Source organism: Mycolicibacterium sp. SMGY-1XX (assembly GCF_059132455.1).
Genome location: NZ_CP101139.1, coordinates 2,987,486 through 3,012,873, shown reverse-complemented (window position 1 = coordinate 3,012,873; position 25,388 = coordinate 2,987,486). Strand labels below are relative to the sequence as shown.

Genomic DNA, 25,388 nt, shown 5'->3' with positions numbered 1-25,388 from the left:
TGACGGTCCACAAACCATTGGGTCCCGCCGGCCCCGAATGGCCTCAGTTGTGCCACAGTAGAGGTATGAAGCACAGCCCGCAGCTGGGTTTCGACGATGACGGGAAGCCGATACTCATCACCCAGGCTGCTCCCCCGTACGAAGAAGAACACCGCAAGCGCGTCCGGAAATATTTGACGATCATGTCATTTCGCATTCCGGCGTTGCTTCTGGCTGCCGCGGCCTACGGCGTGTGGGAAAACGGTTGGGTCTCACTGCTTATCGTCGCGGTGTCCATTCCGCTGCCGTGGGTCGCGGTACTGATCGCCAACGACCGCCCACCGCGTAAGCGCGAGGAGCCGCGCCGATTCTCGCGCACGGACCATCGGATTCCCTTGTTCCCCACGGCCGAGCGGCCGGCACTCCTACCCGGCATGCCCGATGTGGATCCCGGCGTGACGGACCCTGTTGACGGCAAAAGCTCCCAAATGAGGGACTTCTAGTTCGATTCTCAGAGCATTCTCAGGTCACCCGCGCATTTGCGCATGTCAGCGCGTGTTAATCGACAGATCTGTGGGAACTCTTCACTCCAGTCAGGCGTTGAACCACATGACAGTTCGAGCCACTAGGAGGCCGATATGGCAAATGCCGCCGTTACCCGAATCGAGGGCGATCTGGATGCCCAGAGCCCTGCCGCCGACCTCGTACGGGTGTATCTGAACGGTATCGGCAAGACGGCGTTGCTCAACGCCGCCGATGAGGTTGAGTTGGCCAAGCGCATCGAGGCGGGCCTGTACGCGCAGCATCTGCTGGAAACTCGGAAACGCCTCGGCGAGAACCGCAAACGCGATCTCGCTGCCGTCGTTCGGGACGGGCAGGCGGCCCGTAGCCATCTGCTGGAGGCCAACCTGCGCCTGGTCGTTTCGTTGGCCAAGCGGTACACCGGGCGCGGGATGCCGCTGCTGGACCTGATCCAGGAGGGCAACCTCGGCCTGATCCGCGCGATGGAAAAGTTCGACTACACCAAGGGTTTCAAGTTCTCGACATACGCGACGTGGTGGATCCGGCAGGCGATCACCCGCGGCATGGCCGACCAGAGCCGCACCATCCGGCTCCCGGTCCATCTTGTCGAGCAGGTCAACAAGCTGGCCCGGATCAAGCGTGAGATGCACCAGAATCTCGGCCGCGAAGCCACCGACGAAGAACTGGCCGAGGAATCGGGCATTCCCGTCGAGAAGATCAACGATCTGTTGGAGCACAGCCGTGACCCGGTGTCGCTGGACATGCCCGTCGGCAGCGACGAAGAGGCTCCGCTCGGTGACTTCATCGAGGACGCCGAAGCACTTTCGGCCGAGAACGCGGTGATCTCCGAACTGCTGCACACCGACATCCGCAGTGTGCTGTCCACTCTGGACGAGCGCGAGCACCAGGTGATCCGGTTGCGGTTCGGCCTCGACGACGGCCAGCCCCGCACGTTGGATCAGATCGGCAAGCTGTTCGGCCTCTCCCGCGAACGCGTGCGTCAGATCGAGCGTGAAGTGATGGCGAAACTGCGCCACGGTGAGCGCGCCGACCGGCTGCGCTCATACGCAAGCTGATCCCAGTCCACGCCCGGAAGGTGCGCCCGCCGTCGTCCCCGGACCGGCGGGCGCACTGCTGTCCGCGGTGAGGGACAATCATCATGCTCGCCGCGCCCTGTGAGAGCGGCCCACTGGCGCAGCTGCCCAAGTAGACTCGTCGGCGACGGAGGTGCCACATGAACGACCTGGTCGATACCACAGAGATGTATCTGCGGACGATCTACGACCTCGAAGAAGAGGGCGTCATCCCGCTGCGCGCGCGTATTGCCGAACGCCTCGAGCAGAGCGGCCCCACCGTCAGCCAGACCGTGTCCCGGATGGAGCGCGACGGTCTGTTGCACGTCGCCGGTGACCGGCATCTCGAACTCACCGAAACCGGCCGCGCGCTGGCAATCGCCGTGATGCGCAAGCACCGGTTGGCCGAGCGGCTGCTGGTCGACGTGATCGGTCTGCCCTGGGAGGAAGTGCACGCCGAAGCCTGCCGGTGGGAACACGTGATGAGCGAGGACGTGGAGCGTCGCCTCGTCGCCGTGCTCGACAACCCGACCGTGTCGCCGTTCGGCAATCCCATTCCCGGACTGTCCGAGCTGGGCATCGGCAGCGGCGAGGACGTCGAACAGCTCAACCTGGTGCGGCTGACCGAGCTGCCAGCCGGATCGCCGGTGGCCGTCGTCGTGCGGCAGCTCACCGAGCACGTGCAGGGCGACACCATGCTGATCGGACGGCTCAAGGAAGCCGGCGTGGTACCCAATGCCCGCGTCACCGTGGAGACCAACCCGCACGGCGGAGTCACCATCGTGATCCCGGGCCACGAGCAGGTCGAACTCCCCCACGAGATGGCGCACGCCGTCAAGGTCGAGAAGGTCTGACACCCAGCCGCGCCGCCGGATCTCATCCGGCCCGCTGCCCGAACGTCTGCTGTCGCGGCAACACCACACCCAGCTGGTCGGCCAACCGATAACTGGTCTGTGCCAGTTCACGGATCTGCTCCGGCCGCATGCCTCCCTGTAACGCGGTGTCGAGCATGACCGCCATCCGGTGTGCCGCGTCGATCCGCAACGCGGCGTCCAACGACACCCCGGCCAGCGGGCCGTCACCGCGGGCGTAGGCGGAGAACGCCAGCTGCACCAGCGCTTCGACCCGCAGTGACTCCGGGAGCACGCGCGCCAGCGTGGCCCACATGGTCTCCGCCGCGCCGGCGTACTCGCCTACTGCCAGCGCATACAAGATGTCCCGGACCTGCAGATCAGCCAGACCGCGGGCCACCACCGCGATCTCGGCGTCGGTCAGATCGGCACCGGAGGCAACCCGTGCTGTTGCGGCCAACGCATCCTCCACCGCACGACGTGCTCGCTGCGCCGCATCCCCGACCGGCTGGCCACTGGCCCCGGCGCGCAGGGCGGCCACCGCGTCGGCGATCCGTTGTGAGCGTCCGACATCCTCGACGGCGATGACCGCTTGCAGATCCTCGCGCCGCCCGTAGAGCCGCCGGCCGTCCAGCACCGCGGCCACGGTGACCGGGGAGCTCGCCGGATCGTCCACCCGTCCCCGGGAACCGCAGCCGTCGACACAGTGCCACCGCCCGCCGGCTGCCACCCGGTCCACCAGGTGTGCGGCCCACAACGGAATATCGTGCAGGCTCAGCTCCTCCGACAATGCGGCGCACAACCGGCGATGTTCGTCCCCGCACGACGGGCACAGCGCTCCTTGGGCGTCGACGATGATCGCGATCGCCGCGTCGGGCCGGGCCGACGCCGCCACCGAGACCAGATTCTCGAGGTTGTCGATCAGGTCGTCACCGAGGTCCACACGCAGCACGGCGCCCACCTGGCCGCGTTCCACAGACACCAGAACCAGCGAGTTCAGCGGTGTGAAGCCCAGAATCGCGGGCAGGGCCGCGATCAATGCGCCAGGCCTGTTCAGATCGAAATCGGGGTGGTGGTCGAACTCGGGACGGTCGAATTCAGGGCGATGAGATGTCATGCCGCTGACGCTGGCAACCACGGCCGTCAGCCGGCTGCCGCTGCACCAGGCCGAGGCACCGCGCTGTGCATGAAGTGCGAACTCTGGATGCCGGCCGGCGAGCATTGTTCACGCGGTATTGACACTGTCGGCATGCGGGCGACGGTCAACCGGCGTAGACAGCTACGCATGGCTTCGATGCAGGAATACGACCTGGTGGTCATCGGCTCTGGACCTGGCGGACAGAAAGCGGCGATCGCGGCGGCCAAGCTTGGCAAGACGGTTGCGGTCATCGAACGCGGTCGCATGCTCGGCGGCGTCTGCGTCAACACCGGCACCATCCCATCGAAAACGCTGCGCGAGGCCGTGGTCTATCTCACCGGTATGAACCAGCGCGAACTGTACGGCGCCAGCTACCGCGTCAAGGAGAAGATCACGCCGGCCGATCTGCTGGCCCGCACCCAGCACGTGATCGGCAAGGAGATCGATGTCGTGCGCAGTCAGTTGATGCGCAACCGGATCGAGCTCTACACCGGGCACGCACGGTTCGTCGACGAGCACACCCTCCTCGTCGAGAACCCCGGCCGCGGAGACCGCGTGACCGTCAGCGGTGAGCACATCGTCATCGCCACCGGGACAAAACCGGCGCGACCTGCCGGTGTCGAATTCGACGAGGACCGGGTTCTGGATTCCGACGGCATCCTGGACCTGAAGATGCTGCCGACCTCGATGGTCGTGGTGGGTGCCGGTGTCATCGGCATCGAATACGCGTCGATGTTCGCCGCACTCGGCACCAAGGTGACCGTGGTCGAGAAGCGGGAATCGATGCTGGACTTCTGCGACCCGGAGATCATCGAGGCACTCAAGTTCCACCTACGTGACCTCGCGGTGACGTTCCGTTTCGGCGAGGAAGTGACCGCGGTGGACGTCGGTGCGTCCGGGACGGTCACCACGCTGGCGAGCGGCAAACAGATCCCGGCCGAGACCGTGATGTACTCGGCCGGACGTCAGGGCCAGACCGATCACCTCGATCTGGCCAACGCCGGGCTGGAGGCCGACAACCGCGGCCGCATCTTCGTCGACGACAACTATCAGACCAAGGTCGACCACATCTACGCCGTAGGCGATGTCATCGGCTTCCCCGCCCTGGCCGCGACCTCGATGGACCAGGGCCGGCTGGCGGCCTACCACGCCTTCGGCGAACCCTGCCACGGTATGACCGAACTCCAGCCCATCGGCATCTACTCCATCCCCGAGGTGTCCTATGTCGGTGCCACCGAGATCGATCTGACCAAATCGGCGATCCCGTACGAAGTCGGCGTCTCCCGCTACCGGGAACTGGCTCGCGGCCAGATCGCCGGTGATTCCTACGGCATGCTCAAGCTGCTGGTGTCCACCGAGGATTTGCGCCTGCTCGGCGTCCACATCTTCGGCACCAACGCCACCGAGATGGTGCACATCGGCCAGGCCGTGATGGGTTGCGGCGGCACCGTCGAGTACCTGGTGGACGCGGTGTTCAACTACCCCACGTTCTCCGAGGCGTACAAGGTGGCGGCATTGGATGTGATGAACAAGCTGCGTGCCCTCAACCAGTTCCGCGCTCGCTGACCGGACCTGCGACTGCCGCCGCGGCGGTGGGTATCCCCCGGAATGCCCGGAACACCCTGCAACGTTGATTCATGGGTGGGTCCGCGACGCCGCAGGCAAGGCACTGAGGGAAACTAGAGGGACACGGTGCGCCAACGCGTGATGACGGCGCCGCGACGAGGAGGCGAGAGTAGATGGGTCACATCGACGACCCCGCAGAAGACTCGACCCCGCACGAGGATCGGCGCTACCAGCCCGAGCAGAGCGGGATGTACGAGCTCGAGTTCCCTGCGCCGCAGCTGTCGTCAGCTGACGGACGCGGACCCGTATTGGTGCACGCCCTGGAAGGCTTCTCAGATGCGGGGCATGCGATCAAGTTGGCCGCCGAGCACCTCCGGCAGTCGCTGGACACCGAGTTGGTGGCGTCCTTCGCCATCGATGAATTGCTCGACTACCGGTCGCGTCGCCCGCTGATGACGTTCAAGACCGATCACTTCACCCATTACGAAAACCCCGAGCTCAACCTGTACGCCCTGCACGACAGCGTGGGCACGCCGTTCCTGCTGCTCGCAGGGATGGAGCCGGATCTGAAGTGGGAACGTTTCATCACCGCTGTCCGCCTGTTGGCCGAGCGACTCGGGGTGCGCCGCACCATCGGGCTGGGCGCCATCCCGATGGCGGTGCCCCACACCCGGCCGGTGACGTTGACCGCACACGCCAACAACCGGGAACTCATCGCCGATCACACGCCGTGGGTCGGTGAGGTCCAGGTTCCGGGCAGCGTCTCCAACCTGCTCGAGTACCGCATGGCGCAACACGGTCACGAGGTCATGGGTTTCACCGTCCACGTGCCGCACTACTTGGCGCAGACCGATTACCCGGACGCGGCCAAAGCGCTGCTCGAACACGTGGCCGGTGCCAGTTCCCTGGAGATTCCGGTGGACGGCCTCGATGAAGCAGCGGCAGAGATCCGTATCAAGATCGACGAACAGGTCGAAGGCAGCCCGGAAGTGGCTCAGGTGGTGAGCGCCCTCGAGCGACAGTACGATGCATTCGTTGCCGCACAAGAGAACCGCTCCCTGCTGGCCAGGGATGAGGAACTCCCCAGCGGTGACGAACTCGGAGCGGAGTTTGAGCGATTCCTGGCCCAGCAAGCCGGCGACAACTTCCAGGATCCGTTCCGTGACGACAACGGAACCACTTGATCCGCCTCAGTTCCGCCGCTATGGGGCCCGACGAAGTTGGCGCATATGACATCCACCTCGGCAACCTCCCCTGGCTGCTGTAGCCCTCGTCGCCGGGTGCCGGGCGCATGAGTACCCGCAAGCCGAATCTGCGTTCGGTCCGCGAGCTGACGCCGACCCTGGATTTCCGCACCATTCACGGGTACCGGCGTGCGTTCCGCATCGCCGGGTCCGGTCCGGCGTTGCTGCTGATCCACGGCATCGGTGACAATTCCACCGCGTGGTCGACGGTGCAGTCCAAGCTGGCCCAGCGGTTCACCGTCATCGCACCGGATCTGCTCGGTCACGGTCAATCCGACAAGCCGCGCGCAGACTATTCGGTGGCCGCGTACGCCAACGGCATGCGCGACCTGCTCGGTGTGCTCGACATCGAGAAGGTCACCGTCGTCGGCCATTCGCTGGGCGGCGGCGTGGCCATGCAATTCGCATATCAGTTCCCGCAATTGGTCGACCGCCTCATCCTCGTCGGCGCGGGCGGAGTGACCCGCGATGTCAACATCGCGCTGCGGATGGCGTCACTGCCCATGGGCGGGGAAGCGCTGGCGCTGCTGCGTCTTCCGTTGGTGTTGCCCGCGGTGCAGATGGCAGGCAAAGTCGCCGGCGGCGTGCTCGGCAGTACGGCGTTGGGACGCGAACTGCCCAATGTCCTTCGGATCCTGCGCGATCTTCCCGAACCCACCGCGTCCTCGGCTTTCACTCGCACACTGCGCGCTGTCGTCGACTGGCGCGGCCAGGTGGTCACCATGCTGGACCGCTGCTATTTGACCGAATCGGTTCCGGTTCAGCTCATTTGGGGCGACCGCGACGTGGTGATCCCGGTCAGTCACGCCCACATGGCGCATGCGGCGATGCCGGGTTCGCAACTGGAGATCTTCAAGGGGTCCGGACACTTCCCCTTCCACGACGACCCGGATCGCTTCGTCGAGGTGGTGGAGCGTTTCATCGATTCCACCGAACCCGCCGAGTACGACCAGACGGCATTGCGCCAACTGCTGCGCAGCGGCATCAGCGAGCGGGCGATGTCGGGCACCGTCGACACCAAGGTCGCGGTGCTCGATGCGATGGGCACCGACGAGCGCAGCGCGACCTGATTCACGGGATCGCCGAACGGCGCCAAACGGCAAGTAGAGTCGACCCATGGGTATCGATGTCACAGTGCTACGGGTGTTCACCGATTCGGCCGGCAAGTTCGGAAATCCCCTGGGTGTGGTCGACGCCACCGCCGTCGCGCCTCGAGACCGCCAACGGCTGGCCACGCAATTGGGTTACAGCGAAACTGTTTTCATTGACCTGCCGGCACCCGGGAGCAGTACGGCGCACGCCAGGATCTTCACTCCGGCAACCGAATTGCCGTTCGCAGGCCATCCCACCGTCGGCGCCTCGTGGTGGTTGAAGGACCAAGGCACACCGGTGCACACTCTGCAGGTTCCCGCGGGGATCGTCCAGGTCGGTTACGGCCTCGACGGTGACGATGAGCTGACATCGATCAGCGCCCGCGCGGAATGGGCACCGGAGTTCGCGATTCGCGAACTCCCCTCACTCGAGGAGCTGGCCGCCGCCGATCCCAGCGATTACTCCGACGACATTCAGCATTATCTGTGGACCTGGCTCGACCGCGACGCCGGTGCACTGCGCTCACGAATGTTTGCCGCCAATCTCGGAGTCCCTGAGGACGAGGCCACCGGCGCGGCGGCAGTGCGGATCACCGAGTACCTCAGTCGCGACCTGGCGATCACGCAAGGACAAGGGTCACAGATCCGCACGCGGTGGAGTCCGGACGGATGGGTTCATGTCGCCGGCCGGGTGGTCAGCGATGGCGTCACCAACGTCGAGTTGGCGTGACCGCCTGCGAGCCCGGAACCCTTCGACTACCTCGCAGCCTCGGACTCCTGTTTCAACTGGTGGCCGTCACCCGTCGGTGCTCGCGCAGCGCGCGGATCTCCTGTTCGAAGTCCTCGGCCGACGAGAACGAGCGGTACACCGACGCGAATCGCAGATAGGCAACCTCGTCGAGCTCGCGAAGCGGTCCCAGAATCGCCAAGCCGACCTCATTGCTCGGCACCTCTGGTGAACCCGCCGCACGAATGGTGTCCTCCACCTGTTGGGCGAGATGGTGCAGTGCGTCCTCGTCTACTTGACGGCCTTGGCACGCCCGTCGCACGCCGCGCATCACCTTCTCGCGAGAGAACGGTTCGGTGACGCCGCTCCGCTTGACCACTGCGAGCACTGCGGTCTCGACCGTGGTGAACCGCCGGCCACATTCCGGGCATGACCGCCGACGTCGAATGGCTTGGCCTTCATCGGCTTCGCGGGAATCGACCACACGAGAATCCGGATGCCGGCAGAAAGGACAGTGCATCACCGCTCCTTCGCCGCACTGGACACGTGTTACTCCCGCTTCAGAGAGTACCTGCGCCGCGCCGAGCTGAGCCACCGCCATCGCTCTGGGCGCAGTCCTGCGCATTCCCATCGCCATCGCGGTTGTGCACCACCTGGATTCGTCGTGGTCCGACACGGACTCAGCCCACGGGCGCGATGAGCGTCTGACCGGCCGTCAAGGCCACACTCTCGAGCTGGTTGAGCTCGCGAATCTGCTGCACCGTGTCGCCGATCGGCACGCCGGGAGCGACCCGGGCCGCGACGGTCTGCAGCGTTTCCCCGCTCTGCACCTGCACGACGGCCAGCTTGCTCGGAGTCGGGGCCGTGGCGCCCTGGATGGCCTCACCGAACTGGGCGACAGCGCCGAGCCACACGGTGATCAGCGCCGCCAGCAGCGCCAGCCCGACCGTGGTGACCGGCGTGATGCTCCGGCGACGACGATGCGGCGCCCGCGAGACCGGCACACCCGTACCGCGCCGGCGGACCGGCGCACCGGCCGGACGCACCTCCATCGGCCTGCGCCGCACCTGTCCGGCGTCGGTGCGCCGACGTACCGGCCGCGGCGCGCCGTCCACGGGACGCGGCTGCGCGTGGCGCGGAGGCAGAGTGTCGATGAGTGTCATGTCCGTTCCTTCCGACCCGAGAAAATGGTGTCCTGCAGAGATCCGGTGCCGAGCCCGGTTGAGCTGTGCCATCGTTCGCTCCTGTGTTCGAATCTAGTCGATCACATGTTCGATAAGATAGTGCCAACCGAACATGTGATCGATTTGTAGCCGAACCATAGAACGACCCACCGACAAAAGCTTCCGCCCCAGGCGTCACTCCAGCCCCACTTAGTGAAATCGGCCGCCGGGCACCAGGCCGCGCACAGCGACGGGCACCCGGTTCCGCGACACGCCTCGAACACATGTTTGATTCTGTCGGTCGCTGCGATTACATTCAGGGCCATGGGTGACAGCACTGGCACAGGTTCAGACGCGCAAGGCGGCACAGGTAGACCGCGTGACAACTCCCCCGATCCATCGCTGACCGAACGGCAGCGCACCATCCTCGAGGTGATCCGCGCCTCGGTGACCAGCAGGGGCTATCCGCCGAGCATCCGTGAGATCGGCGATGCCGTGGGCCTGACGTCCACCTCGTCGGTCGCCCACCAACTCCGCACTCTCGAGCGCAAGGGCTATCTGCGCCGTGACCCGAACCGGCCGCGAGCCGTCGATGTCCGGGGTGCCGACGAGGCCGCGCCGGCAGTGCTCACCGACGTCGCGGGTTCGGACGCGTTGCCGGAACCCACTTTCGTCCCGGTGCTCGGCCGAATCGCTGCCGGCGGTCCGATCCTGGCCGAACAGGCCGTCGAGGACGTCTTCCCGCTACCCCGCGAACTCGTGGGCGAGGGATCGCTGTTCCTGCTCAAGGTGGTCGGCGAATCGATGATCGACGCGGCCATCTGCGACGGGGACTGGGTGGTGGTGCGGCAGCAGGCCGTGGCCGACAACGGCGATATCGTGGCCGCGATGATCGACGGCGAAGCCACGGTCAAGACCTTCAAGCGCACCAGCGGTCAGGTCTGGCTGATGCCGCACAATCCCGCGTTCGACCCGATCCCGGGCAACGACGCCGCGATCCTCGGCAAGGTTGTCACCGTCATCCGGAAGATCTGACCCGGACGGAGTGAGCTGACCCATCCCGCGGGGGCGGGTGAGCTCACTCCGCTTTGGTGAATCCGTTGGATTCGGCCAAATCCTCTGAGGCGAACCAGATTTCAGCGACCGTCACATCGTAGGAAGCAGAGCCGGGCGAGTGGTAGGTCCCCGTGCGCATACTTCCCTTGATGGGGTAACCCTCCGGCGCTTCATCGGGGTCATCCAGCGGAAGATGGATCGCCGGAGGCGACGCCGACGAGGCGGTCGGTGACGGGCCGTCTGTCGGCCGTTCGTCATCGGGTCGCTCGAATACCGACGGCGTGTACTCCGGCTGTGCGTACTCCGACGGCGTGTACTCCGGCTGTGCGTACTCCGACGGCGTGTACTCCGGCTGTGCGTACTCCGGCCGTCCGTACTCGCTCGGCGTTTCGCCGGACAACGAAGCATCCGGTTGCCCATACCCGGGCTCGGCGTACGGAGACGGTGACAGGCCGCCGTCCCCATCCTCGAAGGTCGCGCCGACGGGCGCCGCGTAGCCCGGTTCATCGACATCAGACGACGGCGCGGCCGGTTCTTCCTGCGCCGGCGGCGGCGCCGCACCGTATACCGGGGCGAACAGGGAGCCGGGCCCCGGCACGTGAGCATCTTGGTCAGTCAGCCACGGTGGCCGGGACTCCTCCGCGCCCGCCGCGGCGTGGCGGCCGGACGGCTCCCCGGATTCCGTCTGTACCGGCGTGGGCGCGGTGTCAACGGCGTCGGGGTCCTGCTCCTCGACATCGGCGGTGAAGTCCTCGGCCTCGTGCGCACCGTGATGGGTGAACAGATCGGGGCCGGTAGCGGCAGCCGCCAACCCCGCGGTCGGTACGGCCGGCTCGCTCCACGGCTGGGCGCCGGGCTCACGTTTGGCCCACGGCGGCTGCGCGGCCAGGTAGTCGGTGTCGTCGGGCTCGGCATCGCCGAACTTCGACGGCCCACTGCTCTGTCCTGCGCCCGCGGATTCCCATCTGGCGTGTTCGTCCTCGTCGCGCCCCCCATGCGAGGCCTCATCGAAGACGTCGTGGTTCCCCGGCGCACCACCCGGACGGAAACCGCCGCCGGCGCCTGGGCCGGCGTTGCGGCGCTGTCGCATCACCGCGAACGCCGCCAACGAGGCCAGAAGCAGGATCGCCAGCGGGATGAGCACCCACAGGTACCAGCTCTTCGAACCCGATCCCTCGGTGCCGCTGTCATCACCCTGAGCCGCGGGCGCAGCGGCAGGCGCCGAGGTGGGGCTGGCCTGCTGGGGGAGATCGAGTCCAGCCAGCCGTTCGGCGAGCTCCGGCGGCTGCGTACTGAAGCTGTTGGTGCTGCTGTTGTACGTGACCTGCCCGCCGCTGAAGTTCTGCGTGATGGTGCCGTCGCCGGTCTGGTCGGCGATCGGGACGCCGAGATCACCGCCACTCCCGCCGAGCTCGTCCCACGCCGCCTTCATCGGCCCGCGCACGATCACGGCGCCGTGTTCGGCAGTCCACACGATCACCGGGTCACCCTCGGCGCCGAAGGTGCTGATCCGGCTGCCGGGCACGTCGCCGTCGGCCTCGTTGGCGGTCGGGAAACCGAGTTCGCCGGTAGGCCCACCCGCGGCCTCATACTTCTCCAGAATGGTGCCGCTGACGACGTGCGCGCCCGTGTCCGGCGAGAAGAAGATCTTGCCGCCCGCGAAGTCCTGGCCGGTCCCGTCGCCGACGGGGTACGGGTCGCCTTGTTTGGCGCCGAGCTGGCCGCCGGCTCCGCCGGCCACCCGCCAGGCGAGGTCGATCGACGATGCGGCGTCGTCGGGCAGCGCCAGGTCCCCGAGCTGCCCGGCCAACTCGGGCGGCGTGGTGGTGAAGGTCTTGGCGGCGGTGTCGTAGGTCAGCTGCCCACCGCTGAACCGCTGCGAAATGGTCTCGCCGCTGTAGGTTTCGTCCTCCACCGGGACACCCAGCGGACCCGACGATCCGCCCACCCGGTCCCAGGCCGCGTTGATCACGCCGCGCACCAGCCACGCGCCCGTGGCAGGCGTCCAGAAGATGACCGCACCTTCGGGTGCGCTGAAGGTGACGTTACGGCTTTCCGGAGCCCGCCCGGGCCCCTCGTCGATGGTGGGGAATCCGAGGCCGCTGTCGGCCGGGCCGCCGAGGGAGCGGTACTTGTCGAGGATGGCGCCGAAGACCGACCGCGCGCCGGTCTCGGGCGAGAAGAACATGGCGCCGTTCACGAAGTCCTGGCCGAAGCCTGCGCCGGCCGGGTAGATGCCGCCGACCTTCGGGCCGAGCGGCGAGGTGTCGCCACCGGAGCCGGTCCACGCCTGATCGATCGCTACGGCGGCGTCGCCTTGCGGGTCGGCGTGAGCGACCGGAACGAATGGCGTTGCGAACGCAAATGCCGCGCACACCGCCAGAATTCCGACCGCCCATCGCAATGGGTTTCGCTGCGTCGTCATGCCCACTCCCCGCGGTTTACCGGCCTGCATACGCCGATCTCGTCGTCCGAAATTCGTCACCGTCAACTCTCGGACAATAGCCGAGCACGATATGGCCATATCGCCGTCATTTTGACGACAATACCCACCCGGTACCGAATTGACGTGCAGGCCCGACGCGTTTTGCGCGCAATATGTCGGGTATGGAACGCTGCTAGACCCCCAGGCTGCGGCCGACGATCTCTTTCATGATCTCGGTGGTGCCGCCATAGATGGTCTGCACGCGTGCATCGAGAAATGCGCGCGCGACGGTGTATTCGCGCATGTATCCATAACCACCGTGCAATTGCAAACACCGGTCGACCAGCCGCACCTGGGCTTCGGTGGTGTACCACTTGGCCATTGCCGCCTGGTCTGCGGTGAGCTTTTCGTCGAGATGCAGCCGCAGGAACTCGTCGACCATGATCCGCACAGCGGTGGCTTCGGTGGCGAGTTCGGCCAACACGAAGCGGCTGTTCTGGAAGCTGCCGATCGGCTTGCCGAAAGCCTTGCGTTCCTTGGTGTATTGAATGGTTTCCTCGAGAACGGCTTCCATGGCGGCGGCGGCCATGATGGCGATGTTGAGCCGTTCCTGCGGCAGGTTCTGCATGAGATAGATGAAGCCCATGCCCTCGTCGCCGAGCAGGTTCTCCGCGGGCACCTTGACATCGGTGAACGACAGCTCAGCGGTGTCCTGGGCGTCCAACCCGATCTTGTCGAGGTGGCGCCCGCGCTCGAAGCCCTCCATGCCGCGTTCGACCACCAGCAACGAGAAGCCCTGTGCGCCCTTGTCCGGGTCGGTCTGGGCGACGACGATCACCAGGTCGGCGTGGATTCCGTTGGTGATGAACGTCTTCGAGCCGTTGAGCACCCAGCTGCCGTCATCCTGCTTGACCGCGCGGGTCTTGATGCCCTGCAGGTCGCTGCCCGTGCCGGGTTCGGTCATGGCGATGGCGGTGATCAGCTCGCCGCTGCAGAAGCCCGGGAACCAACGCTGCTTCTGTTCGTCGGTGGCCAGCCGCAGCAGATAGGGCGCCACCACGTCGTTGTGCAGGCCGAAGCCGATACCGCTGTAGCGGCCGGCGGTGGTCTCCTCGGTGATCACGGTGTTGTAGCGGAAGTCGTCGATACCGCCGCCGCCGTACTCCTCGGGCACCGCCATGCCCAGGAAGCCCTGCTTACCGGCTTCGACCCACACGTTGCGGTCGACGATCTTGTTCTTTTCCCACTCCTCGTGGTGCGGTGCGACGTGGCGCTCGAGGAAGGTGCGGTAGGACTCGCGGAACAGTTCGTGTTCGGGCTCGAACAACGTGCGCTGGTACTTGACGGCACTACCCATGATGGACCTCCGGAGCCGGGTTCGGGGTTTGACAACACGTCTTGCCGACGACGATATACCAACCGGGTGGTTGGTCGGCAAATCCGTGCCGCGAGTTCCCCGTAAACTGCCCGCCATGGCATCTGCGCCGGCCAGCCTGACGCATTGGGGCGCCTTTCACGCCCAGGTCCGCGACGGCGACATCAGCTCGGTACAACCGCTGGCCACCGACGTGAACCCCTCGCCCCTACTGGGCAATCTGGCGGGTTCGCTGCGCCACCGCGCCCGGGTGGCCGAACCCGCGGTGCGCCGCGGGTGGCTCGAGAACGGACCCGGCCCGTCGGCGCAGCGCGGGGCCGACGAGTTCATCGTGGTGTCGTGGGACGAACTCACCGAACTGCTGGCCACCGAACTGCGTCGCGTGGTCGACACCTTCGGCAACGAGGCGATCTACGGCGGGTCCTACGGATGGGCCAGCGCGGGCCGCTTCCACCATGCACAGAGTCAGGTGCACCGCTTCTTGAAACTGCTCGGCGGCTACACCTTCTCCCGGCACTCGTACAGCCTGGGCGCCACCGGGGTGATCATGCCCCGCGTCGTCGGCACCCACGACGATCTCTTCAAACGCTCCACGCAGTGGGACGTGATCGCCGAGCACACGGATCTGCTGGTGTGCTTCGGGGGCATCGCCATGAAGAACACCGCCGTGAATCACGGTGGAACGACGGCACATCCGGCCCGGGACGCCCTGGCCCGGTTCCGTGACCGTGGGGGTCGGATCGTGTCGATCTCCCCGTTGCGCGACGACGTGGACGGCGACTACGAGTGGCTGCCCGCGGTGCCGGGAACCGACGTCGCCATCATGCTCGCACTCGCCTACGTCCTGGCCACCGAAGCGCTGGCCGACCGTGACTTCCTGGCCACGTACTGCGTCGGGTACGACAGGTTCGAGCGGTATCTGCTCGGCCTCGACGACGGGGTGCCCAAGTCACCCGAATGGGCGTCCGAACTCTGCGAACTGCCCGCAGACGCCTTGCGGCAGTTGGCCCGACGCATGGCCGCCTGCCGGTCCATCGTCACGGTCAGCTGGTCACTGCAGCGCATCGAACACGGCGAACAGGCGCCGTGGATGGGGCTGACGCTGGCCGCGATGCTGGGCCAGATAGGCCTTCCCGGTGGAGGTTTCGGCCACGGCTACGGCTCGATGAACGAACCGGGGCTCGCGCCGCTGCGGTGCCGACTGCCCGTGCTCCCCCAGGGCCTCAACCCGGTTCGCACGTTCATCCCGGTCGCCGCGGTCAGCGATATGCTGCTGCATCCCGGTGAACAGTTCGACTACAACGGGCTGCGGTTGACCTATCCCGACATCCGGTGTGTGTACTGGGCCGGCGGCAACCCGTTCCATCACCACCAGAACCTGGCGCGATTGCGTCGCGGGTTGGCACGGATGGACACCGTGGTGGTGCATGAGCCGTACTGGACGGCGATGGCCAAACACGCCGACATCGTGGTGCCGTCGACCACCGCCTACGAGCGCAATGATTTCTCCGGTTCCCGCAACGACCCGGTGCTGATGGCCATGCCGGCACTTGCCGAGCCATATGCTAAGTCCCGCAACGACTATGACACCTTCGCCGCACTGGCCGACAAGCTCGGCTTCGGGGCGGAGTTCACCGAGGGCCGCACCGAAGGTCAGTGGTTGACACACCTGTACCAGCAGTGGGCGGCCGGCCTGGATTTCGCGGTGCCGAGCTTCGAGGACTTCTGGGCGGCGGGTTCGCTGCGGTTGCCCGTCGAAGAGGGACTCACCCTGCTGGCGGACTTCCGCGCCGACCCTGATGCCCACAGGCTGGGCACTCCCAGCGGGCGCATCGAGATCTTCTCGGCCACCATCGACGAATTCGGATACGACGACTGCAAGGGCCACCCCCGCTGGTACCGCCCGCGGGAGTGGCTGGGTGGCGAACGAGCGGCCACCTACCCGTTGCACCTGATCGCCAATCAGCCCGCCACCAGGCTGCACAGCCAGCTCGACACCGGACGCACCAGTCAGATGTCCAAAGTCCAGGGGCGCGAACCGATTCGGATGAATCCGGTGGATGCCGCCGCCCGGGGGTTGAGCAACGGCGACGTCGTCCGCGTCTACAACGACCGTGGCAGCTGCCTGGCCGGCGTCGTCATCGACGACGCGGTGCGCACCGCGGTGGTGCATCTGCCCACCGGGGCCTGGTACGACCCCGAGGACCCCCACGACCCCGACACCATGTGCGTGCACGGGAATCCCAATGTGCTCACCGATGACCGCGGCACGTCGTCGCTGGCCCGTGGATGCACCGGCGCGCATGTGCTGGTGCAGGTGGAGAAGTTCACCGATGCGCTGCCGCCGGTGCGGGCACACCAGCCGCCGCCGCTGGTGCGGCGTTAGCGGGTGGCGAAGTCCCGGAGCCCGGCCGCCAGTCCCGCGGGAACGAAACCCTTGATCCTGGTGCCGGATTCGGTGTGTTCGGCGTTGTCCACCCGGCCGTCGCTGTGCACCTTGGCCACCAGATCACCCCGGTCGTACGGGATGGTCACGTCGACGGCGACGTCGGTGGGTTCCACCAGTTCACTCATCCGCTGACGCAGCCGGTCCAGCCCCTCACCGGTGCGCGCCGAAACGAACACCGCCTCGGGCAGCGCCCGCCGCAGCTGGGCCAGCGCCAGATCACCTGCGGCATCGATCTTGTTGACCACCAACAACTCCGGTGGCCGGGTGCCGTTGCGATCGGCGACCACCTCGTTGATCACCTGACGTACGGCACTGATCTGGGCCAGCGGGTTGGCATCGGAGCCGTCGACGACGTGTACCAGCAGACTGGCGCCGAGCACTTCCTCCAGTGTGGACTGGAACGCCTCGACCAGCTGGGTGGGCAGGTGCCGGACAAAGCCGACGGTATCGGTGAGCACGAACGGCCTGCCGTCGTCGAACTGGCCGCGCCGAGTGGTGGGCTCGAGGGTGGCGAACAACGCGTTCTCCACCAGCACACCGGCCCCGGTCAGGGCGTTGAGCAGGCTGGACTTGCCCGCGTTGGTGTAGCCGACTATCGCCAGTTGCGGGACGTCACTGCGGACCCGCGTGCTGCGCTGGGTGTCGCGGATCTTCTTCATATCGCGAATCTCGCGGCGCAGCTTCGACATCCGTTCCCGGATGCGACGACGGTCGGTCTCGATCTTGGTTTCACCGGGACCACGGGTACCCACGCCGCCGCCCGCGCCACCGGCGCGGCCACCGGCCTGCCGGGACATCGACTCACCCCAGCCGCGCAGCCGCGGCAGCATGTATTCCATTTGCGCCAGCGACACCTGCGCCTTGCCTTCGCGGCTGGTGGCGTGCTGGGCGAAGATGTCGAGGATCAGCGCGGTGCGGTCGATGACCTTGACCTTGACGGCCTTTTCCAGCGCGTTGAGCTGGGCGGGTGAGAGTTCACCGTCGCAGATCACGGTGTCGGCGCCGGTCGCGATGACGACCTCGCGCAGTTCCTGGGCCTTGCCGGAACCGATGTAGGTGGACGGGTCCGGTTTGTCGCGGCGCTGGATGAGGCCCTCGAGGACCTCGGAGCCCGCCGTTTCCGCCAGTGCGGCCAGTTCGGCGAGGCTCGCATCGGCGTCGGCCGCGCTACCGTCGGTCCAGACGCCGACCAGTACCACCCGCTCCAGCCGCAGCTGGCGGTATTCGACTTCGGAGACGTCTTCGAGTTCGGTCGAAAGCCCGTGCACACGGCGCAACGCGGCGCGGTCATCGAGTGCCAGCTCACCGACGCTGGGATTGTGATTAAACGGATATTCAGTCATAGGCGAATACAGATTCGCACGGAGATCACTTTTCATGCACCCCAATTAACGTTCAAGAGCCGCCCACCATTCCTGCGACAGCTGGCCGTGTGCCACCAATTCTGACGGGCCCCGGAGGTAACTGGTGGCCTCGGTGATGGTGACGGTGACTTCACCGCCGGGAACGCGCACGGTCAGGGTGCCGGTCTGCTCGCCGAGATGGCGAAGCGCGGCGACCGTGGCCGCGACGGTGCCGGTGCCGCAGGAGCGGGTTTCGCCGACCCCCCGTTCGTGGACCCGCATGGAGACGGCTCCCCCGGCCGGAGCGGTGAGCACCTCGATGTTGACCCCCTCGGGAAACTGCCCGGCGTCGAACTGGACCGGCGCGGCGACGTCGAGAGCGGCCAGGTCCTCGGGGCTCACGCCGACGCACGCCAGGTGGGGATTGCCGACGTCCACCGCGACGCCGGTGAACCGCCGTCCACCCACCACCGCGTCGCCGGTGCCGGTGGTGTTGGCCTTACCCATCTCGACGGTGACGTCGGCGTGCAGTTCATCGGCGTGGTGCACCGCCACCGGACGGGGCCCCGCCAGCGAGCCCACCACGAATTCGTCACGCTGCTCCAGGCCGGCGGCCCGCAGGTAGTGGCTGAACACACGTACGCCGTTACCGCACATCTGGGCGGTCGAACCGTCGGCGTTGCGGTAGTCCATGAACCAGTCGCCGGCCGCGACGCCTTCGGGCAGCCGGTCGAGCACGCCCGCCGACACCAGCGCCCCCGCGGTGGTGACCCGCAGCAGGCCGTCGGCGCCGAGCCCGCGGCGCCGGTCGCACACCGCGGCGACCGCGGCAGGTGTCAGCACCAGCTCCGCGTCGAGGTCAGGGAGCAGCACGAAGTCGTTCTGCGTGCCGTGACCTTTGGCGAAATCCATCCGTTCAGGATACGTCGCGCCAGCTGCGCAGCACCGCGTCCGCGTTCCCGGGGTCGGAGCCGTCGAGCCATTGCACCCGGTGGTCGCGACGGAACCAGGATCGCTGCCTGCGCACGTAGCGCCGGGTGCCGACGAAGGTCGCCTCCCGGGCCTGGGCCATCGACTCCTCGCCATCGTCGAGCGCGGCGAGCACCTGTGCATACCCGAGCGCCCGCGCGGCGGTCACCCCGTCGCGCAGGCCGACTCCGAGCAGCCGCTGCACTTCCTGAACCAGGCCACCGTCGAACATGGCATCGGTGCGCCTCTGCAGCCGCGCGTCGAGAAGCTCTGTCTGCCAATCCAAGCCGATGATCAGCGTGTCCCAGCGCGGTATGCCGATCTTCGGGGCCGACGCGGCGAAGGGCCGGCCGGTCAGTTCGATCACCTCGAGCGCCCGCACCACCCGCCGCCCGTCGGTGGCGAGAATGGAGGCCGCCGCGGCGGGGTCCTGGCGGGCCAGCTCCGCGTGCAGCGCGGCGACACCCACCTCGGCCAGCCGCTCCTCCCAGCGTGCCCGCACTTGCGGATCGGTGGCCGGGAAGGCCCAGTTGTCCAGCAGTGACTGGATGTAGAGCATCGATCCGCCGACGATCAGCGGCACCGCGCCGCGTGCAGCGATGGCCTCCACATCCGCGGCGGCGTCCTGCTGATACCGGGCGACGGTCGCGGTCTCGGTGACCTCGAGTACGTCGAGTTGGTGGTGGACGATGCCGCGTCGTTGCTCGACCGGCAGTTTGGCGGTGCCGATGTCCATACCGCGATAGAGCTGCATCGCGTCGGCGTTCACCACCTCGGCCGCGCCCAGCTTCTCGGCGACCTGCAACGCGAGATCGGATTTGCCGGTCCCGGTGGGGCCGATGAGGGCGATGGGTCGTGGCATCACGGGTGCCAGACGCCGACGTGGTACCCGACCCCGAAGGGTGCGCCACGGTAGAGCTCCTTGGTGCCGTGCGGCCCCGGCTCGACGAGCCCGGCCAGCACCGTGAAGGCGACCCGGCCGACGACGGTGTCCGGGAGTGCCTGGAGAGCCGTCGTGTCCCCGCCGGCCAGGGCGTCGTCGAGGCCAGCTTGCACCGCGACCGTCGCCGGGTCATGGCCACCGGGTGCGCCCGGGGTCAAGGTGGGGCAGCCGTCGGCCACCACCAGGACACCGACAGGTTCGGCGGCCGCGTCGATCTCCGCACGGAGGCCGCGACCGCGGGCCAGCGCCTCCGCTGCGGACAACGTGGCGGGCGACTCCCGCACCTGTACGCGGCCGTCGGGGCGGACCTGCCCTCGGATCCAGCCGGCGATCAACGCACACAACGGCAGCTCGGCGAGAGGGCCGGCCTCGGGCGACAGACGCACCCCGACCTCGACGCCGTAGCCGGCGAACGTGCCCGCCGCCGACTGCCAGGTCTGGTCACCGGTGCCCACACCGAGCGCGACCCACCGTTCGGGCAGTGTCGCCGCCGCGCGCAGCACCGCCTCACGCAGATCGGCGGTTTCAGCGGCAGCGGCGCCGGCCAGTTCGGGCACCAGCACAGGCGCGGACGGAACGATCGCGACGGCCACCAACACGCTGACCACGCTAACGTCCGTGCCGCTATTCGCTGGTGGCCGCCACCCCTTCGGCGTCGTCGGCTCCGGCGGCTTCGCCGCGGGCCAGCATGGCCGTCGACACCACCATCAGTGCGATCGCGCCGATCAACACGAACAGCCCGATCTCACCCGGACGCAAGGTCTCCCCCAGCACGACGATGCCCAGGACCGACGCCACGATGGGTTCGGTGACCGTCATGGTCGGCAGTGACGCGGTCAGCGCGCCGGCCCGGAACGACGACTGCTGCCAGGCCGTGCCCGCGATTCCGACGGCCGCCCAGAGGTAGAGCTCGGGAGAGCGCAGCACCGCCACGATGCCGTCACCCAGCACGTCCACCACACCTTTGAGGAGCACCGCGAATACACCCCAGAGAGCTCCGGAGACCAACGCGAGCAGGACGGCGCTCGCCGGACCCGACCACAGGCGTGCGCCGATGACGGCCAGGATCAGCAGCGGACCCAGGATCAATCCGACCAGGGCCCAGGTGTCCATCGAGGCCCGCGATTGACCTGCGGTGGGATTGCCGACGGTCACGATGACGATCACCGACGCGGCCAGCAGCGCAGCCCAGGTCCATTCCCAGCGGGTGACACGGCGGTGGGCGGCCCGCGCGCTGATGGGCAGCGCGAACAGCAGCGAGGTGACCAGGAGCGCTTGCACCAGCAGCACCGAACCCAGCCCCAGAGCCGCTGCCTGCAGCAGGAACCCCACGGCCGCCACAATGCTGCCCAACCACCAGCCGGTGTCCTTGAGCAGCCTCAGGAACAGCCCCAGGTGGCTCACCGAGTCGTCGGTGACCTCGTGCGCGGATCGTTGGTGGATCACGTCACCGATGGCGATGAACAGGGCGGCGCCCAGCGCACAGAGGGCGGCCAGATCCGCCTTACCCATCGAGAACCTCCCGGCTGTTATCGGTGGGTGATCACGACGTGATGCGACCGCGCCTCAGAACGCAACGTCAACGTAGCGGTATGTCGGAGTGCGACCTGCTTGAATACCCTCTACAAGACAGTAGTAGCGTCCCGCCGGGTCTGGCGTATCAGACTAGAGCGAGACAGTGACCAGTCAGGACAGGCGCCGCGTTGCGCGGCAGTGCGTGGGAGACCACGTGGAGGGCAGGGACAAATGACCAATTCCGACTCGACTTCCGGCGAGCCGACTCACGGCGGCGACGCCACCTCGTCACCGCGTCCCGTTCCCACTCCCGGGCCCCGGCCGGGCGCAAGACCCGGCCCGCGTCCTGGGCCCCGACCGGCGGCGGCCCCGGCAGCCGCGCCCGTGCCCGCCGCGCCGTCGAGTGATCCGCACCGGTTCGGCCGGGTCGACGACGACGGCACCGTGTGGCTGATCACCGGGTCCGGTGAACGGGTGATCGGGTCGTGGCAGGCCGGTGACGCCGAAGCCGCCTACGAACACTTCGGCCGGCGGTTCGACGACCTGTCCACCGAGGTGGCGTTGATGGAGCACCGGCTGGAGTCCGGCACCGGCGACGCCCGCAAGATCAAGGCCGCGGCCGCGAGTCTGGCCGAGACCCTGCCCGAGGCGCACGTGCTCGGTGACGTGGACTCTCTGGCAGCCCGGCTGGCCGCCATCGCCCAGCACGCCGAAGCCGCCGCGGTGGCCGAGCGCGCCCGCCGCGACGAGCACCGCGCCGAGCAGATCGCCCGCAAGGAGGCGCTGGCCGCCGAAGCCGAGGACCTGGCCGCGAACTCGACACAGTGGAAGGCCGCCGGCGATCGGCTGCGCACCATCCTCGACGAGTGGAAGGCCATCACCGGCCTGGACCGCAAGACCGATGACGCGCTGTGGAAGCGCTATTCGGCCGCGCGGGAGACGTTCAACCGGCGCCGCGGCTCGCACTTCTCGGAGCTGGACCGCGAGCGGGCCGGCGCCAAGCAGGCCAAGGAGAAGCTGTGTGTGCGCGCCGAAGCGCTCTCCGATTCCACGGACTGGGGCAACACCAGCGCCGCGTTCCGTGACCTGTTGGCCGAGTGGAAATCTGTGGGCCGCGCCAGCAAAGAGGTCGACGACGCACTCTGGCGCCGCTTCAAGGCCGCTCAGGACACGTTCTTCTCGGCGCGTAACTCGGTGACCGCGGAGCGCGACGCCGAGTTCAAGGCCAACGCCGATGCCAAAGAGGCGCTGCTGGCCGAGGCGGAGCGCATCGACACCGCCGATCCCGATGCAGCACGTGCGGCGCTGCGGGCGCTCACCGACAAGTGGGACGCCATCGGCAAGGTACCGCGGGAACGCACCGATCTGGAACGACGGTTGCGCGCGGTCGAGAAACGGGTGCGCGATGCCGCCGACGCCGACCGCACCGATCCGGAAGCCGAGGCGCGGGCCGAGCAGTTCCGGGTGCGCGCCGAGCAGTTCGAGAAGCAGGCCGCCAAGGCCGAAGCGGCGGGTAAGACCAAGGACGCCGAGGCTGCCAGGGCCAGTGCCGCGCAGTGGCGTCAGTGGGCCGAGACGGCCGCGGAGACGCTCACCAAGAAGCGTTAGGCCGGTCGACGAGCCCGAGGTACGAGGGGGAGAGAGGGCCGGCCGCAGTGGCTCAGGAGGGGTCTTTCGGCTCATCCGGGTCGGTCGGGGGCTTCTCGTCGTACTGGTCGAGCAGACTGCGCTTCTGCTGCTCGGCCGCGGCGCGGCGGCGGTGCTCCTCGGCGGCCAGTTGCACGGCGGTGCGCGTCCACACCACCCGGACCCAGTGGAACGCCAGCACGATGACGGTCAGCCAGGCCAGCACCAGACCGAAACCAGGGCCGGGCAGTCCCTCGGGCGCCGTCTGACGCGACCAGATCGCCAGCATGCCGATCACTGCGGACACGGCGGTGCCCGCGGAGGCCACCCACGCCAACGCCCATCGGCGGGTCAGCAGGGCCAGCATCGAGAATCCGACACCGAACACCAGCGCCAGCCAGCTGAACACCCGCGACGGCAGGGCGATACCCGCCTGCGCCGCTGCGTCGGTGCTGAGCAGCACATCGACCGCTCGCGCCCCACCGGCATGGGGCAAGAAGAACGTCGCGATCAGGATGAATACCAGGATGGCGACCACCAGCGCGCGGGCACCCGGTTCGATCTCGCGGCCGACCCGTCGTTCGGCGGCTTCGATGTCGGCCTTGAACTCCTCGAAGTTGTTGCCGGACTTGTCGCGGTGACCGTTGGTGCCGTTCATCGCGAACACCCCGCGGCCACCGGCTGAGTTGCCGGCGCACCCAGCCCCGGCAGCCCGAGCCCCACGGTGCGTGGGCGCCGGCCCGCCTCGTGGGCGTCACCGGCCCGGGTGCGGCGGTGGCTCAGCACGGGTCCGTCGGCGATGAGGTGGTGGGGGGCGGCGGCGGTCACCACGGTGGTCACGATGTCACCGGGACGTACCGGGACGCCGCCCGGCGCGAAATGCACCAGCCTGCCATCGCGGGCCCTCCCGCTCATGCGTGCGGTGTGGGTGTCCTTGCGCCCCTCCCCCGCGGCCACGAGCAGTTCGACCGTCTGGTCGATCTGAGCGCGGTTCTCCTCCAACGAGATTCGCTCCTGCAGTTCGATGAGTCGGTCGTAACGTTCCTGCACAACGGCTTTCGGCAGTTGGTCGGCAAGTTCGGCCGCCGGGGTGCCCGGGCGCTTGGAGTACTGGAAGGTGAACGCGCTGGCGAACCGGGACCGCTCGACGACATCGAGGGTGGCCTGGAAGTCCTCCTCGGTCTCCCCGGGGAACCCGACGATCAGGTCGGTGGTGATCGCCGCGTGCGGCATCGCGGTACGCACCCGGTCGATGATCCCGAGGTAGCGTTCGGCGCGATACGAGCGGCGCATCGCCTTGAGGATGCGGTCGGACCCGGACTGCAACGGCATGTGCAGCGTGGGGCAGACATTCGGTGTCTGCGCCATCGCCTCGATGACGTCGTCGGTGAACTCCGCGGGATGCGGCGAGGTGAACCGGACGCGTTCCAGGCCGTCGATGCCACCGCAGGCCCGCAGCAGCGACGCGAATGCGCCACGGTCTCTGGGCGTTTCGGGATCGGCGAAAGACACACCGTAGGCATTGACGTTCTGCCCCAGCAGGGTGACCTCCAGGACGCCCTGCTCGACGAGCGCCTGGACCTCGGCGAGGATGTCACCGGGGCGGCGGTCCACTTCCTTGCCGCGCAGCGACGGCACGATGCAGAAGGTGCAGGTGTTGTTGCACCCCACGGAGATCGAAACCCATGCGGCGTAGGCGGAATCGCGCGCAGCGGGCAGGGTCGACGGGAACTGCTCGAGGGCGTCGACGATCTCCACCTGTGCCTGGCGGTTGTGCCGCGCACGTTCCAGCAGGGTGGGCAGTGACCCGATGTTGTGGGTGCCGAAGACGACGTCAACCCAGGGGGCGCGCTGGAGCACCGCGTCCTTGTCTTTCTGCGCCAGGCACCCGCCGACGGCGATCTGCATGCCCGGATCGGACTGTTTGCGCGGCGCCAGATGGCTCAGGTTGCCGTAGAGCTTGTTGTCGGCGTTCTCCCGCACCGCGCAGGTGTTGAACACCACCACGTCGGCGTCGTCCCCGTCGGCCGCACGCTGGTAGCCGGCCGACTCCAGCAGCCCGGCCAGGCGCTCGGAGTCGTGCACGTTCATCTGGCAGCCATAGGTGCGGACCTGATAGGTGCGCACATGTGACGCTGCAGCCGCCGGCTGAGCCTGCGTCACCGAAGAAGTCATCGTTCCATGGTATCGGCGCGGGTCCGAGGTCCAAATTCGCTGATCTGCGGTGATTGTTTGTGCGGCTTCCGGGCGTGCTGTGGGTTTCCTGGGTATGGTTGCGACCCATGGGGTCTCCTGGGTCGGATGTGAATACACCTGCTCCGGCCGCATCCGGC

General features: G+C 67.5%; 22 protein-coding genes. 10 read left to right on the top strand and 12 right to left on the bottom strand.

Annotation, left to right across the window (positions count from 1 at the left end):
- The first annotated feature begins 65 nt into the window (after positions 1 to 65).
- The 3 genes from NL241_RS14810 to NL241_RS14800 all read left to right on the top strand — a co-directional run bounded on the left by NL241_RS14810 (position 66) and on the right by NL241_RS14800 (position 2,428).
- Positions 66 to 482 (top strand): DUF3099 domain-containing protein, encoded by a 417-nt coding sequence (locus tag NL241_RS14810; RefSeq protein ID WP_494397933.1) that lies wholly within the window; start codon positions 66 to 68, stop codon positions 480 to 482.
- Between the two features lie 135 nt (positions 483 to 617).
- Positions 618 to 1,577, top strand: coding sequence for a sigma-70 family RNA polymerase sigma factor (locus NL241_RS14805; protein ID WP_487692544.1), 960 nt, complete (start codon positions 618 to 620; stop codon positions 1,575 to 1,577).
- Positions 1,578 to 1,735: 158 nt separating this feature from the next.
- Positions 1,736 to 2,428, top strand: coding sequence for an iron-dependent transcriptional repressor DtxR (locus NL241_RS14800; RefSeq protein ID WP_494397932.1), 693 nt, complete (start codon positions 1,736 to 1,738; stop codon positions 2,426 to 2,428).
- 22 nt (positions 2,429 to 2,450) lie between these two features.
- On the opposite strand, the gene NL241_RS14795 is transcribed toward NL241_RS14800, so the two are convergent.
- Positions 2,451 to 3,542 (bottom strand): DUF4192 domain-containing protein, encoded by a 1,092-nt coding sequence (locus tag NL241_RS14795; protein WP_494397931.1) that lies wholly within the window; start codon positions 3,540 to 3,542, stop codon positions 2,451 to 2,453.
- A 177-nt stretch (positions 3,543 to 3,719) separates the two neighbouring features.
- On the opposite strand from NL241_RS14795, the gene sthA reads away from it, so the two are divergent.
- The 4 genes from sthA to NL241_RS14775 all read left to right on the top strand — a co-directional run bounded on the left by sthA (position 3,720) and on the right by NL241_RS14775 (position 8,194).
- Positions 3,720 to 5,129 (top strand): Si-specific NAD(P)(+) transhydrogenase, encoded by a 1,410-nt coding sequence (gene sthA / locus NL241_RS14790; protein WP_487692734.1) that lies wholly within the window; start codon positions 3,720 to 3,722, stop codon positions 5,127 to 5,129.
- 173 nt (positions 5,130 to 5,302) lie between these two features.
- Entirely contained in the window at positions 5,303 to 6,313 is a 1,011-nt protein-coding gene (locus NL241_RS14785; protein ID WP_487692541.1) for a proteasome assembly chaperone family protein, read from the top strand.
- A 107-nt stretch (positions 6,314 to 6,420) separates the two neighbouring features.
- Positions 6,421 to 7,443 (top strand): alpha/beta fold hydrolase, encoded by a 1,023-nt coding sequence (locus tag NL241_RS14780; protein ID WP_487692540.1) that lies wholly within the window; start codon positions 6,421 to 6,423, stop codon positions 7,441 to 7,443.
- 46 nt (positions 7,444 to 7,489) lie between these two features.
- Positions 7,490 to 8,194 carry a PhzF family protein gene (locus NL241_RS14775; protein WP_487692539.1) on the top strand — a complete coding sequence of 235 codons (705 nt, stop codon included), beginning with the start codon at positions 7,490 to 7,492 and terminating at the stop codon, positions 8,192 to 8,194.
- Between the two features lie 52 nt (positions 8,195 to 8,246).
- On the opposite strand, the gene nrdR is transcribed toward NL241_RS14775, so the two are convergent.
- Both nrdR and NL241_RS14765 read right to left on the bottom strand, forming a co-directional pair.
- Entirely contained in the window at positions 8,247 to 8,711 is a 465-nt protein-coding gene (gene nrdR / locus NL241_RS14770; protein WP_487692538.1) for a transcriptional regulator NrdR, read from the bottom strand.
- Between the two features lie 160 nt (positions 8,712 to 8,871).
- Positions 8,872 to 9,354, bottom strand: a complete 483-nt coding sequence (locus tag NL241_RS14765) for a LysM peptidoglycan-binding domain-containing protein (protein ID WP_487692537.1) — start codon at positions 9,352 to 9,354, stop codon at positions 8,872 to 8,874.
- 324 nt (positions 9,355 to 9,678) lie between these two features.
- Here NL241_RS14765 and lexA point away from each other — a divergent pair, with 324 nt between their 5' ends.
- Entirely contained in the window at positions 9,679 to 10,389 is a 711-nt protein-coding gene (gene lexA / locus NL241_RS14760) for a transcriptional repressor LexA (protein WP_494397930.1), read from the top strand.
- 43 nt (positions 10,390 to 10,432) lie between these two features.
- Here lexA and NL241_RS14755 read toward each other — a convergent pair whose 3' ends face one another.
- Both NL241_RS14755 and NL241_RS14750 read right to left on the bottom strand, forming a co-directional pair.
- Complete coding sequence (locus NL241_RS14755) at positions 10,433 to 12,835, bottom strand: LGFP repeat-containing protein (protein WP_494397929.1); 2,403 nt, start codon at positions 12,833 to 12,835, stop codon at positions 10,433 to 10,435.
- A 193-nt stretch (positions 12,836 to 13,028) separates the two neighbouring features.
- Positions 13,029 to 14,192 carry an acyl-CoA dehydrogenase family protein gene (locus tag NL241_RS14750; protein ID WP_487692534.1) on the bottom strand — a complete coding sequence of 388 codons (1,164 nt, stop codon included), beginning with the start codon at positions 14,190 to 14,192 and terminating at the stop codon, positions 13,029 to 13,031.
- Between the two features lie 115 nt (positions 14,193 to 14,307).
- Here NL241_RS14750 and NL241_RS14745 point away from each other — a divergent pair, with 115 nt between their 5' ends.
- On the top strand, positions 14,308 to 16,596 hold the full coding sequence (locus NL241_RS14745) for a molybdopterin guanine dinucleotide-containing S/N-oxide reductase (protein ID WP_487692532.1): 2,289 nt from the start codon (positions 14,308 to 14,310) through the stop codon (positions 16,594 to 16,596).
- Here the strand turns inward: NL241_RS14745 and hflX are convergent.
- From hflX to NL241_RS14720, 5 genes are read right to left on the bottom strand one after another with little or no spacing between them, the layout of a single operon-like run.
- Entirely contained in the window at positions 16,593 to 18,002 is a 1,410-nt protein-coding gene (hflX, locus tag NL241_RS14740; protein WP_487692531.1) for a GTPase HflX, read from the bottom strand. The genes NL241_RS14745 and hflX overlap by 4 nt on opposite strands.
- A gap of 45 nt (positions 18,003 to 18,047) precedes the next feature.
- On the bottom strand, positions 18,048 to 18,914 hold the full coding sequence (gene dapF / locus NL241_RS14735) for a diaminopimelate epimerase (RefSeq protein ID WP_494397928.1): 867 nt from the start codon (positions 18,912 to 18,914) through the stop codon (positions 18,048 to 18,050).
- A 4-nt stretch (positions 18,915 to 18,918) separates the two neighbouring features.
- Positions 18,919 to 19,833, bottom strand: a complete 915-nt coding sequence (miaA, locus tag NL241_RS14730; protein ID WP_494397927.1) for a tRNA (adenosine(37)-N6)-dimethylallyltransferase MiaA — start codon at positions 19,831 to 19,833, stop codon at positions 18,919 to 18,921.
- On the bottom strand, positions 19,833 to 20,513 hold the full coding sequence (locus tag NL241_RS14725; RefSeq protein ID WP_494398312.1) for a class III extradiol ring-cleavage dioxygenase family protein: 681 nt from the start codon (positions 20,511 to 20,513) through the stop codon (positions 19,833 to 19,835). The genes miaA and NL241_RS14725 overlap by 1 nt, the downstream gene beginning before the upstream one ends.
- A 25-nt stretch (positions 20,514 to 20,538) precedes the next feature.
- Positions 20,539 to 21,426: a DMT family transporter gene (locus NL241_RS14720; protein ID WP_487692528.1), complete on the bottom strand. Its 888-nt coding sequence runs from the start codon at positions 21,424 to 21,426 to the stop codon at positions 20,539 to 20,541.
- Between the two features lie 234 nt (positions 21,427 to 21,660).
- On the opposite strand from NL241_RS14720, the gene NL241_RS14715 reads away from it, so the two are divergent.
- A complete protein-coding gene (locus tag NL241_RS14715; RefSeq protein ID WP_494397926.1) occupies positions 21,661 to 23,037 on the top strand; it encodes a DUF349 domain-containing protein in 1,377 nt (458 codons plus the stop codon).
- 52 nt (positions 23,038 to 23,089) lie between these two features.
- Here NL241_RS14715 and NL241_RS14710 read toward each other — a convergent pair whose 3' ends face one another.
- Both NL241_RS14710 and miaB read right to left on the bottom strand, forming a co-directional pair.
- Positions 23,090 to 23,713 (bottom strand): Rv2732c family membrane protein, encoded by a 624-nt coding sequence (locus NL241_RS14710; protein ID WP_487692524.1) that lies wholly within the window; start codon positions 23,711 to 23,713, stop codon positions 23,090 to 23,092.
- Entirely contained in the window at positions 23,710 to 25,230 is a 1,521-nt protein-coding gene (gene miaB / locus NL241_RS14705) for a tRNA (N6-isopentenyl adenosine(37)-C2)-methylthiotransferase MiaB (protein ID WP_487692523.1), read from the bottom strand. The genes NL241_RS14710 and miaB overlap by 4 nt, the downstream gene beginning before the upstream one ends.
- Between the last annotated feature and the right edge of the window lie 158 nt (positions 25,231 to 25,388).